Source organism: Legionella feeleii (genome assembly GCF_001467625.1).
GTDB lineage: Bacteria > Pseudomonadota > Gammaproteobacteria > Legionellales > Legionellaceae > Tatlockia > Tatlockia feeleii.
The window spans coordinates 88,771-101,079 of record NZ_LNYB01000082.1 but is presented as its reverse complement, the minus strand read 5'-3'; the positions used below and the strand labels follow the sequence as shown (position 1 = coordinate 101,079).

Sequence of the window (12,309 nt, the reverse complement as noted above, 5' to 3'; positions counted from 1 at the left end):
GCTTCGCCCAACAGCACATTGATCATCGGGCGCATGTCTGCCGCGACCCAGGTGGCTCAAGATAGCGACAGGTAAGCAGCCCCTCATTTATTGAGGTCACCAACCAATGGGTTTTGTAACGGATGAACGTATTCAAGCAAGTAGTATTTGGTTAGACGATTTATCTTTATCAAGAGTCTACCTAAAAAATGAAGCTGATTTTCCATGGTTTATTCTGGTTCCCAGAGAAGAGAACATTCAAGAGATTTACCAGTTATCACCCACAAAGCGCCAGCTATTAATAGAGGAAATCGCTCAGATATCCAATCTGGTGAATACTCATTTTAAGCCCGATAAATTGAATGTTGGGGCTTTGGGTAATATTGTTTCCCAGCTCCATATCCATGTTGTTGCACGCTTTAATGGTGATAAAGCGTGGCCTCATGGTATCTGGCAATCTGGAATGACCGCCACACCTTATTCTAACGAAGTTTTGCAGGAATTGATTCCCTCGCTAAGAGCAAAAATAGCCAGCGGCTGCTGACATTTCTATTATCAGGACCCAAGCATCCAAATTCGCAAAATGTGAACAGCCTTCTGGTTAGCGTCATAAATATTCGGGCAATGGTTTTTTATTGGGGAAAATTTCAGCCAGTGAAATAGAAAAACCATCTTCTCTGACAACACGGGCGTGCAGGCGTTGTAATTGTCTTGGCTCATCGACACCACAGGAATGACAGATGATAGCCACTTCATGTGCCATATTATTTGCATAATGAAAAACTCGCTCTGCCTTATCGGTGACCACTAATCCACGTTGCAGCCTGAGATCATGGGTTGCTACCCCAGTTGGACAGGTATTTTTATGACATTGCATTGACTGGATACAACCTAGAGCAAACATGAAGCCGCGTGCGGAGTTCACAAAATCTGCGCCAGCACAAAGTGCCCAGGCGACCCCAGAGGGGGTAATCAGTTTACCGCTGGCAATTACTTTGATGCGTTCACGTAAATTGTACATCACCAAAATATCGACTAAATTAGGCAGCGCCTCTTGGATAGGGATACCCATATAATCCATTAAGCCTTGCGGGGAGGCTCCAGTACCTCCATCAGCACTGTCCAAAGTAATAAAGTCCGGGGCAAATTGACTGCCGCGCTTATGAATAGCCAGGCACAAGTCATGTAGCCACTCATAACTGCCTAATACAAATTTGCAACCAACTGGTTTACCTGTTACTTGGCGAATATGCTCAATCGAGTCCAAAAGCTCTTCGACATTACTGATATCAACATGTCGATTAGGACTGATAGAATCAACATGAGGTAAAATACCTCTTATTTTAGCTACTTCATCAGTCACCTTCACTGCGGGTAGGATCCCCCCTTTACCTGGTTTGGCGCCTTGACTGAGTTTTATTTCAAACATTTTAATACTTTTTTCTGCAGCCAGCTCGCGCAGACGTTTATCGGATAGATGGCCCTCTGCATCACGAACGCCGTATTTTGCTGTTCCTATCTGCATGACAATATCGCAGCCATACTCAAGATGATAGGGTGAAAGTCCTCCTTCCCCGGTATTTAACCAGCAGCCTGCTTTTTTAGCTCCTTTTGCTAAAGCTTGAATAGCCGGTTTGGAAATGGCACCGTAACTCATGGCAGAGATATTAAAAATATGAGTTGAAGTGTAGGGGTGAGCGCAATAAGGTCCTATAGTGACTGGTCTGATAGTTGCCTGGCTAGTGGCGAGAGGGGGGAAAGGAGCGCTAACAAAATAGACAGTTCCTGTATTATGTAGAGGACGTGTTGAGCCGAATCCTATAGTAGTATCAACATTTTTAGCTGCTCGATATACCCAAGAGCGTTCAGCCCGGTTAAAGGGTAATTCCTCCCTATCGCTAGCAAAAAAATATTGACGAAAAAAATCCCCTAAATATTCAAAAAAATAGCGAAAATGGCCTACGATGGGAAAATTACGTAAAACAGCATGTTGTTTTTGATGTCTATCCCAGAGATAAACTGAAATAAGCAAGGTAATTAAACTAACAACAAGAACAATGATAATTAACTCATCTAATTCCAAGGCACGTAGAAAAAATATATCTTTTTTCTTAATCTCAATTGATTCCACGATAAAATCCTTATTTCTCTAGAATGTCATTTGCCATTCACATACTGAATCAGCAAGCTTGATTGCAATGAATCGATAGCTTCACTATAACAGGTTAATCGTACAATTCATCATAAAAACCCCTTTGGCGTATTGCAAGCGTAGGAGCATTTGCTGAATCACTATTTTTATCCTGCTTTGACTGAAAACGCGCTTAGAAAAGAAACCAATCAACCCCTTATGCTTAAATAATAAAACTTTATTCCCATTTTCAACCGAAATTTTTACTTTTTAAAGTAACCAAAATCGTTGCGCATAATGGTGGGCAAATAGAGGAAGTGACTATAAATACTCCAAAATTGTTCTATAATTTATCTAGTAAGGAATTAAAAACGATGTGGTAGTTAAATGAAAGTCCGGGAAATCATGAGGGATAATTCGGTTTATTGCCTTCCAGACAATACTATTTTTGATGTTGCAAAACTCATGGAAAAATTGCGTATAGCGGTTATGCCTATTGTTGCTAGTGAGGGATTATTGGGAATTATTACGCTACGAGACATTGTAGTAAATCTGCAAAAGAATGATGTCACTGGGAACATGGCGGCAAGTAAGTTGATGAAGAGAATGGTTTATTGTTGTTATGAGAATGACGATTTAAGGCTCGTTGCAGAAAAGATGGGTAATTTGCAGATCGCTAATTTAATAGTACTAAATAATGAGCAAAACAAAGCACCTACCGGAGTAATTTCTTTAGCCAACCTCGCTAGACATACCCTGTTTTTAGAAAAAATTTATAGTGAGCGACAACATAAGACCCTTAGCCAAACCAATATAAAAAAATTTATGTATCATCATGTAAGCAATAAAAATTATTGAGATAGTCAATTTCTGTCCCTAAGTTGAAAAGGAAGTCTGGTCATATGGAAAGTTTAAATCAGTTGATTATGGTTATTATTACCGGATTAGTATTGTGGGCCGTCAATCAATCTATCTTCCTGAATCCTTTTATTAATTTAGTGATTAATTTCTTTCTACTAATAGCGTTAGTTATTTATCTTATGCAGTTTTTAGGGCTAGTAAAAAAAGTGCTACCGACCGTTAAAATTTTTAAGTAATCTGCGTAGAGGAAAAAACCTAATAAGATTATTACGAAAACAGTGGTAAAGGGGAGCCGATTGTAGGTAGGCCTTCTTCCAAGAAAGGATAATTAGACGGTGTATTAAACCTCTGCAGAAGTTAATCAGCCAGTACGGTTAGTATAAGCTTGGGCCGGTCCTTCGAATTTACCGCCATCCTAATAGCGACAAGAATAGCCTTATTTTGCAATCAATAAGGCAGTCTAAGGTGGGGCCCATTATTTTAAATACGGTTATTCCTAACAATTTACTGCAAGGCAGTGGGCGAGTGCATACTCCTTCAAAAAGAATGTTCTTAAGGATTGCTTAAGGTCAGTATGTTAATATTATGCGCATTATGTTGCGGGGATCCAATAAAATGCCATTATTAGTTGAGACTCTACGTGTGTTTAATGCTTACATTCGAGCAGATAACAAGAGCCCTGAGGCTCTTAAAGAACACATGAAATCTTATGATAAAGAATTAGAGCAATTAAGAGTTAATTTTTATTCCACGGCTATTGATATATATAACCCGAAGGTCTATAAAAAAGTCCAAGACATCTTGGAAAGCCTTAATATCCCGCAAAACCAATGGTCGCAATATTTAAACGCAAATCTCACTGTTTACGATTTTTTTATTAAATTAAAAACAGAGGGCAGCCATTATCAAGTCGATTATATACTCAGTTTGATAGAGGAAAAGACTTCCTTGGCAACGGCAAAATTTGTTCTTGGTTGCTTAGTCGCAGGCCTTTTTTCAGCGGGGTCCGCTTATCTACCTGCAATGGCTGGTATTTTAGGCATGATTAGCACCAGTGGATTTGCTGTTTCGGGTCTGTATGAAAGTAGCAATGATCCGAAAAAAGCAGATCACATTCGCCTTCGTGACAATACTTTCCTCCTGGTGAATACCTTTTATAATTTATCTGCCTATGCTATTTGGGCTGCAAGAGAAATGTCCCCCACGGTAGGTTCCCTCTTTGTTGCTGCTTCAATAGTGAATGTGATTAAAGATTTATTTTGCATGGCGCAGTATTGGATAGAACATGAAGCACTACCACCAATCTACGATAGTAATAATTTAAATATTCATCAAACGTATGCACGGCGTGAATACCAATATTTGCAAAATAAAAATGCTGCAGCCATTGATGTTTCTGTTTCTCTTGCTTTAGCGGGTGTTATGGCAGCCTGGTGTTTTTTGCCAGGTGGACTTTTTCTTACGGTTACTGCGGTAGTAACCAACATTTCTCTTGCTGCGATTAAATATTATTTGCATAAGGAAAATGAAGCAACTATCAGAGTTCAGCTGCAGGAAGAACTTGATCATATAAAAACTCTTTATCCAAGCATCAATGTGCAAACTCGGGCAAGTAGTGAGGGTGCGGCAACTGAAAGAGCAAAAACAGACGAAAATGGCGCTAAGATCCTCCTTAGGGATGAAAAGGGAGCGGAAAAACCGAAAGCTTATAATCGCTACAGCTTTTATCCGACTTTAGAGACAATTGGGATTTCAGACACACCTCCCTCTCAACTTCAAGAAATTCTTATATTTTAATGTCGGGCTTCTGGCTCGACAGGTTTCTCCTCCAGCAATAACGCCTAGTCAAATCCCCTGACAGGATTCTCTACTTCTGATAAGAGCACTTTTCTTTAACCGAAGGTGTTGTGATAAGGAACGCTTGAACGATAAGATAAGAAGCAGGGGCAAGCTAAAGCGAGGGGGGTATGGCAAAAACCGCGTTATTGGTCATTGACTTGGTTAATGACATTGTGCATCCACAGGGAAAAATTGCTGCAAGTGCGGCTTTCATACGAGATCGTGAAGTCCTTGAGCAGGTGAATCAAGTGATAAAATTGGCGCGGCAAGCTCAATTTCCTATAGTCCATATTAAAATAGGGTTTAGTGCATCCTATATTGAATGTCCCATACAATCGCCGCTTTTTTCTAAGGTGAAACAAGCAGGGGCACTGCAATTGGGAACCTGGGGTACGGAATTTCATGAAAAAATAGATCTACAGCCAGATGATTTTATTTTAATTAAAAAGCGTGTTTCTGCTTTTTATGCAACTAATATTGAAGCAATTTTACATGCTCAGAAAATTGACTCCCTGATTCTTACTGGCGTTTCAACAGATATGGCTATCCAGAGCACTGCGCGTGAAGCCCATGATCGTGATTATCAAGTGACTATCGTAGAGGATGCCTGTGGTGCTGCGCAGCAAAGGGTCCATGAAAACGCCATTAGCCAATTGGCAAGAATTTCTACTACTACAACGGCAGCTTTGTTGGATAAAAACCTTCAGTGATGAGGGACGATTGAGTTTACCTCAATCCAGGGCTGTTACATTTCTCTTATCTTGATGCTTAGATTTGATTTCTGCTTTAATAAAGCACTAATTGGACTTCTTTTGGCAAAACCAATCGTTTGTTGATTCTTTTTACAGTAAAATGGAACTTCCCTGCTGAGAAGCAACTAGTTATGAGAGACATCCAGTGAAGACTTATGAGTGGATTTTATTTGATGCGGATGAAACCTTATTTAATTTCGATTCTTTTGTTGGTTTACAACGCCTGCTTTCCCGGTTTGAAGTCAATTTTACTCAACAAGATTACCAGACTTATCAAGTCTTCAATAAAGGGTTGTGGATAGATTATCAGAACGGTACAATTACTGCACAAGAATTACAACATCAGCGGTTTGCGATTTGGGCTGACCAACTCCAAGTCTCTACTCAGTTTTTGCATAGTACTTTTATGGCCATTATGGCGGATATTTGTACGCCAATTGAAGGGGCACTAAGTTTACTAACTGCTTTGAAAGGGAGAGTTAAGCTAGGGATTATTACCAACGGATTTACGGAGTTACAACAGATTCGTCTCGAGCGAACTGGATTTAAAGCTTACTTCGACCTATTGGTAATATCAGAGCAGGTAGGCTTTGCCAAGCCTCATAGGGGTATTTTTGAACATGCTCTTTCGTTAATGGGAAATCCAGCGCGTGGACAAGTATTAATGGTGGGAGATAATCCAGATTCTGATATTCTGGGAGGGTTGAACGCAGGGTTAGATACTTGTTGGTTTAATGCACATAATAACCCTGTCCCACCGGGTCTTACACCCAAATACCAAGTTTCTTCGTTGGCGGAACTCGAGACTTTGCTGTTGGGGCAAAAAAAGGCTATTTCAGCTGATAATAAGCTAGCGGTTCCCTGAAATTAACTAGTGCGCTTTAAAATATAAAATTCCTGATAGATTTGTTTTGATAGCCTGGTCGCAATCAGCCTGCAACAAGCATTGTCGTTACTTATAACACAAATTCTGTTTAAGTCGTTATTAGCAAGAATTTGGTACTGTTCTGAAAATGAGTATAAACTAATTAATAATAACTATTTTTTGAATTTTAACTAATCAGGCTCCTTCTCCTCTTCAAGGAAAGCATGATGTATCGTTTTCATTTCAAACAAGATTACTTGTTGGTTTCTTTCTTTGTTGGATTAATTATCCTTGTTGTTGCCCTGGTTGGTTGTCTGTTTTTGTTGAAGCATCTCTCTTTTCTTCAGGAGCAAAGCAATAACAGGCATTACGAATCTTATCGTATCGCTCAAGAACTCCGAATATCATCCGATGATTTGACAAAGATGGTTCGTCTTTACGTGATAACAGGAGACAAAAAATACCTTGATCATTTTAACGAAATCATTGCTATTCGTAGCGGCACAAGCCCACGTCCGAAAGAATACGATAGTGTCTATTGGGATCTGGTATTGGATGATGATAAAAGACCAAGACCCTATGAAAAGGCGAAATCATTAGTTCAAATGATGATAGATCAGGGTTTTTCTTTGCAGGAATTTGAGCTGCTAAGACAAGCGCAAGAAAAGAGTGATGCACTGACTGCCATTGAATTTAGGGCTATTAATGCTGTTGAAGGAAAATTTGATACCGGAAGTGATCAATATAGTAGTCAGGGAGAACCCAATAAAAAACTTGCTATCGATTTGGTTTTTGGCAAGAAATATATGGATGAAAAAGCAAAAATTATGGCTCCCATCCAGTTGTTTTTCGAAAAAATCAAGGCAAGAACAACTGAAAGAAATAAGGAACTTTCTCACAAAATTAATCAGGTTATTTCTATTGCTATCATTCTTTCAGTGCTATCCACTGTTGTTATGTTGATTTCCATTATTAAAGCCTTACACCGAATTGCAAAAACAGCGAAAGAAAATGAACTTCTTCTTTTTAACATCCTTCCATCATCCATCGCAGAGCGGCTTCAACGAGGTGAAAAAATTATTGCTGATGAGTACCCTCAGGCAAGCGTTCTTTTCTGTGATATCGTAGGTTTCACTGCCATGATGGCGAAAATAGGCACCAACAAAATGTTTGATATTTTAGGGTGTCTTTTTGATGACTTTGATGATTTGGCACAAAAATATGGTGTTGAAAAGATCAAAACAATTGGTGATTCTTATATGGCTGCTGCAGGAATTCCTGAGCCTGCAGCTGATCATGCCTTTCGTATAGCTGACTTTGCGCTGGCTATAAAAGAAAAAGTCAAAACATTTTCCCAAATTCATGCAATAGACTTACAAACCCGTATAGGAATGACCTATGGAACAGTGATAGCCGGAGTGATTGGACACAAAAGATTTATTTATGATGTTTGGGGGGACGTGGTTAACATCGCAAGCCGGATGGAAGCTACCAATATTCCTGGAGAAATTCAGATTACGGAAAAAATGGCACTACTTCTGGAAGACCAGTTTGTCATTGAAAAAAGAGACGAAATTGAAGTAAAAGGCAAGGGAAAGATGTGCACTTATTTTCTTAAATCGCGTCGATAATTTGTAAAAATCTTCTTTAAGGCAGTAGGCTAAGGGCATAATGCCTTTTATTATCATGATTCTCAATAATAGTTCGTTGTAATGACTTAAGGTTTGTTAGCAATCAATCAAATAATAATAAGTTTTCATATTTTTTTCTTAATTTAATAACTACGAATAAAGCAAGCACAGCAAGGTTTTGATTAAAAAAAGCAAGGAAAGAAAGCAAAAAAATTATTGATTGTTCATAAAATATTCTAGGTCTTTTTCCCATATAAATGATTTATTTAGTATATACTTAAATTAACTAAAAGGGATTATTGGAGGCGTGCTATGCCAATCAATACTTCATTGGCCAATCATCTGCTGATAGCTATGCCCTCACTTAAAGATCCCAATTTTGAACGTTCTGTAATTTACATTTGCGAACACCATATTCAAGGTACGGTAGGATTGATTATTAATAGACCGATGCAATATCCCCTCGGTATGGTTTTTGAGCAAATGCAAATTGAACCGATTCGAATTGAGCAAAACCAAAAGCCTTTGTTATTTGGAGGGCCAATTCAACCGGAACGTGGTTTTGTCATTCATCGACCGCTAGGTGGCTGGCGCTCCAGTTTGGTGCTGCGTGATGACGTGACCGTTACTACCTCCGATGATATCATTCGGGCAATAGCAGCTGATATAGGTCCTAAAGATGCACTAGTTACCTTAGGATATGCTGGTTGGGGTGAAAATCAATTGGAACAAGAAGTGATGGATAATGCTTGGTTAGTTTGCCCTTATTCCGCAGAGTTACTCTATGAAGTGCCCTTTTCAGAGCGCTGGGAGTATGCTGGAATGACCATTGGCGTCAAAATGGGCCAATTAACTTCCAGCATAGGGCATGCGTGATTAATTTTATATGTATTAGTACGGAGTTTCCTCAATGCCTGATGGCGTTTACTTAGGATTTGATTTTGGTTATAAGCGAATTGGAGTCGCGGTAGGACAGCAAATTACCTGTAGTGCACGGCCTTTAACAACCTTAGATGCAAAACTGGGGATACCCAATTGGGATGCAGTGCAAAAAATAATCGCGGAATGGCGTCCGCAGGCGTTGATTGTAGGGTTGCCAACTTGTATCGATGATAGTGAACAGTACACCACCGCTGCTGCTCGCGGTTTTGCGCGTCAACTGCGCAAGCGTTTTTTACTCCCAGTACATTTGGTTGATGAGCGGTTGTCTACCGTTGAAGCGCGTGCTCAGTTGTTTGCCGAAGGTGGATATCGTAAAATAAAGCAATCCCAAGTCGATAGTGTCGCCGCCTGTGTTATTCTTGAGCAGTGGCTACAACACTCTTAGCAGACAGTGAGTACCATGCAGCATTTTTTAGAAATTAGTCAGCTCTCCCGCTCTCAAATTGATTCGCTTTTAGAAAGAGCATTCTATTTTAAACACAACAAGCAATACCCTTCCTATGCCCAAACCAGCGTAGCGAATCTTTTTTATGAAAATAGCACTCGCACACGGGTCAGTTTTGAATTGGCAGCAAAGCAATTATCTATGCCGGTCATTAACCTGGATTTACAAAATTCATCCGAAGCCAAGGGTGAAATTATTGAAGATACCATCAAAACGTTGGCGGCAATGGGGATTAAGCTGTTTGTGATTAGGCATACTCAGGATAGATTACAACGGCAGTTGGCAGACGCCTTGGGAAACCAGGTTCATATTGCCAATGCAGGTGACGGGAAGCATGCCCATCCCAGCCAGGCGATGCTTGATCTAATGACCATCGTGGAAAGAAAACCAAATCTCCATCAACTAAAAATCGCTATTGTGGGGAATATTTTTCATTCCCGTGTGGCAAATTCGTTGCAATGTGTTTGTAAAAGCATGGGAGTTGGGGAATTAACTTTGGTAGCCCCTGATATTTGGCAGCCTCAAACGGTGCATTTTGGTCGTGTTACGTCTTCCCTGCGAGACGGTATCCAGGAAGCCGATGTGATCGTTTGTTTGCGGGTACAGCGTGAGCGCTTATTGGAAAATGAACATCTCGATTTATCACGATACCGTGCCGAATATGCACTGACTCAAGATAGCCTAAAATACGCCAAACCTGATGCAATAGTGATGCACCCCGGTCCCATGAATCGCGGTGTCGAAATTGATAGCGTAGTTGCTGATGGACCACAGTCTTGTATTTTAAAACAGGTTGAGAATGGTGTGTTTATGCGTATGGCAATCCTTGAAGCATTAGCCAACGATTAGACTGTATTTGTTCAAGCTACTGAGGTTACCAGGATAGAAATCTCTAACCAGGAAAAATGCTCATTTTACGAAAGATGTTTTTGAGTGATTATTAATTTTGAGTTGATAAAAAAATTAGTCCATCAATCTTATTATTCTTGCGGCTGAATGCGGGATACCTGATTTTGATACAAAGCCATAAGCCTTTGAAAGCGATAAACCACTATGCCTGTAGCAAGAGATAGTGGTTAAGAGAATATCGTAATTTAAATGACAGTTATATTCTGTGCTTGAAGACCTTTTGTTCCTTGCGTTACAACGAATTGTACGCGCTGTCCCTCTGCAAGGGTTTTAAAGCCGGAACTCAAAATTTCTTTAAAGTGGGCAAATACATCCGGCCCAGAATCTTGCTCGATAAAACCAAATCCTTTCGCTTCGTTGAACCATTTAACAACCCCATTTACTGTTTTAGACATGAATAAATCCTTAAGTTTTTATTTAAGATACCTATATAGGCGAAATTAGCGGGAAGAGGTCAAAATTAAAAACTACAGTACGAAGGATTAAATAAATAATAAAACGACGATTTGGAGAGTATAAAAATAGACATTTTCAAGCTGATTCTATAATACTACTTTTTTGAGGTATAGGCAAATTTTAGTTTTTGCTTATACCATTGAACTCCATTAGCAAACCTAATTTAATAATAAACTTGGGGCTCAACAAAATAATCTATAGTTAATAGAGTAATCAAGGGAATGACAGCATGACTAATCAAAAATCGCTTGTTGTGATTACTGGCGCAAGTGCCGGCATCGGTAAAGCGTTGGCAATTCGTTTTACGGATGAAGGTTATCCCTGTTTATTAATCAGTCGCCACATTGAACCGCTTGCTGAATTAAAAGGGCGTGCAGTCATATATGCGCCACTGGATATTACTGATTATGAGCGATTCGAAATAGCAGTCCGCGATGCAGAAAAAAAATACGGTAAAACCGAATGTATGATTAACAATGCTGGTTTTGTTAATGTGGGTGAATTCAGAGATATCCCAATTGAGAAAACTCATTATGAAGTTGAAGTGTTGGTCCACGGGGTGATCAATGGGATAAAAATTGTTTTGTCTGATATGTCAGCCAGAAAGTCAGGCACCATTATTAATATCAGCTCAATTGCAGATCGGAAACCCTATCCGACAGCTGTGAGTTATCATGCCAGTAAACACGCAATACGCAGTATTGCTGAGAGTTTGCAAATGGCCGAGGCTAAAAATAACGTTCGTATTATCAATGTTGCGCCAGGCCTTGTTAAGACAAATATCCATGCCAATATGGGGGTCAGTTTTGCTGACTATTGTGAATTATTGGGTAACCCTACTTTCCTTCTGCCGGAAGAGTTAGCGGAGATTATTATGTTTTGCTGGAAACTGCCGCAGAGGATTTGTATCAGGGATCTGGTAGTAATGCCAACAGATTGCCCCTTCTAAGCCGGAGCTGCTCCATTTCTACTATCCTGGTCGTTCTGCTTTGATGTTCTGCGCTTCGCTGCTCACATACTTAAACGTATGCTGCGCTGCGATGCTCAAACATCAAAGCATACCGACTCAGGCTAGCGAAATGGAAGCAGCTCCTCTTTTTCCTCAGGCTCCATTTCTATCATCGTGGCTGTGTCCCGCGCTTCGCTGCTCACATACTTAAACGTATGCTGCGCTGCGATGCTCAAACATCAAAGCATACCGACTCAGGCTAGCGAAATGGAAGCAGCTCCTCTTTTTCCTCAGGCTTCCATTTCTATCACCCTGGCTGTGTCCTGCGCTTCGCTGCTCACATACTTAAACGTATGCTGCGCTGTGATGCTCAAACATCAAAGCATACCGACTCAGGCTAGCGAAATGGAAGCAGCTCCTCTTTTTCCTCAGGCTTCCATTTCTATCATCTGGCTGTGTCCAGCGCTTCGCTGCTTACATACTTAAACGTATGCTGCGCTGCGATGCTCAAACATCAAAGCATACCGACTCAGGCTAGCGAAATGGAAGA

General features: G+C 40.2%; 13 protein-coding genes. 11 read left to right on the top strand and 2 right to left on the bottom strand.

Annotated elements, in window-relative coordinates; genetic code table 11:
• Positions 1-106: 106 nt before the first annotated feature.
• Entirely contained in the window at positions 107-523 is a 417-nt protein-coding gene (locus tag Lfee_RS11700) for an HIT family protein (protein ID WP_058447029.1), read from the top strand.
• A 63-nt stretch (positions 524-586) separates the two neighbouring features.
• Here Lfee_RS11700 and Lfee_RS11695 read toward each other — a convergent pair whose 3' ends face one another.
• Positions 587-2,110 carry an FMN-binding glutamate synthase family protein gene (locus tag Lfee_RS11695; protein WP_238584926.1) on the bottom strand — a complete coding sequence of 508 codons (1,524 nt, stop codon included), beginning with the start codon at positions 2,108-2,110 and terminating at the stop codon, positions 587-589.
• A 387-nt stretch (positions 2,111-2,497) separates the two neighbouring features.
• On the opposite strand from Lfee_RS11695, the gene Lfee_RS11690 reads away from it, so the two are divergent.
• The 9 genes from Lfee_RS11690 to Lfee_RS11650 all read left to right on the top strand — a co-directional run bounded on the left by Lfee_RS11690 (position 2,498) and on the right by Lfee_RS11650 (position 10,294).
• Positions 2,498-2,968 (top strand): CBS domain-containing protein, encoded by a 471-nt coding sequence (locus Lfee_RS11690; RefSeq protein WP_058447027.1) that lies wholly within the window; start codon positions 2,498-2,500, stop codon positions 2,966-2,968.
• A gap of 44 nt (positions 2,969-3,012) precedes the next feature.
• Positions 3,013-3,207, top strand: coding sequence for a Thivi_2564 family membrane protein (locus tag Lfee_RS17690; protein WP_058447025.1), 195 nt, complete (start codon positions 3,013-3,015; stop codon positions 3,205-3,207).
• A gap of 379 nt (positions 3,208-3,586) precedes the next feature.
• Complete coding sequence (locus Lfee_RS11680) at positions 3,587-4,768, top strand: hypothetical protein (protein WP_131753194.1); 1,182 nt, start codon at positions 3,587-3,589, stop codon at positions 4,766-4,768.
• A 170-nt stretch (positions 4,769-4,938) separates the two neighbouring features.
• Entirely contained in the window at positions 4,939-5,520 is a 582-nt protein-coding gene (locus Lfee_RS11675; RefSeq protein WP_058447022.1) for a cysteine hydrolase family protein, read from the top strand.
• 187 nt (positions 5,521-5,707) lie between these two features.
• Complete coding sequence (gene yjjG, locus Lfee_RS11670) at positions 5,708-6,427, top strand: pyrimidine 5'-nucleotidase (protein WP_058447020.1); 720 nt, start codon at positions 5,708-5,710, stop codon at positions 6,425-6,427.
• Between the two features lie 224 nt (positions 6,428-6,651).
• Complete coding sequence (locus Lfee_RS11665; protein ID WP_064088292.1) at positions 6,652-8,058, top strand: adenylate/guanylate cyclase domain-containing protein; 1,407 nt, start codon at positions 6,652-6,654, stop codon at positions 8,056-8,058.
• Between the two features lie 312 nt (positions 8,059-8,370).
• Positions 8,371-8,934, top strand: a complete 564-nt coding sequence (locus Lfee_RS11660; protein WP_058447015.1) for a YqgE/AlgH family protein — start codon at positions 8,371-8,373, stop codon at positions 8,932-8,934.
• 34 nt (positions 8,935-8,968) lie between these two features.
• Positions 8,969-9,385 carry a Holliday junction resolvase RuvX gene (gene ruvX, locus Lfee_RS11655; protein ID WP_058447014.1) on the top strand — a complete coding sequence of 139 codons (417 nt, stop codon included), beginning with the start codon at positions 8,969-8,971 and terminating at the stop codon, positions 9,383-9,385.
• A gap of 15 nt (positions 9,386-9,400) precedes the next feature.
• A complete protein-coding gene (locus tag Lfee_RS11650; protein ID WP_058447011.1) occupies positions 9,401-10,294 on the top strand; it encodes an aspartate carbamoyltransferase catalytic subunit in 894 nt (297 codons plus the stop codon).
• A gap of 245 nt (positions 10,295-10,539) precedes the next feature.
• On the opposite strand, the gene Lfee_RS11645 is transcribed toward Lfee_RS11650, so the two are convergent.
• Complete coding sequence (locus Lfee_RS11645) at positions 10,540-10,749, bottom strand: cold-shock protein (RefSeq protein WP_058447009.1); 210 nt, start codon at positions 10,747-10,749, stop codon at positions 10,540-10,542.
• A 290-nt stretch (positions 10,750-11,039) separates the two neighbouring features.
• Between Lfee_RS11645 and Lfee_RS11640 the strand changes: the two genes are divergently transcribed.
• Positions 11,040-11,759 carry an SDR family oxidoreductase gene (locus tag Lfee_RS11640; RefSeq protein ID WP_058447007.1) on the top strand — a complete coding sequence of 240 codons (720 nt, stop codon included), beginning with the start codon at positions 11,040-11,042 and terminating at the stop codon, positions 11,757-11,759.
• Positions 11,760-12,309 lie beyond the last annotated feature (550 nt).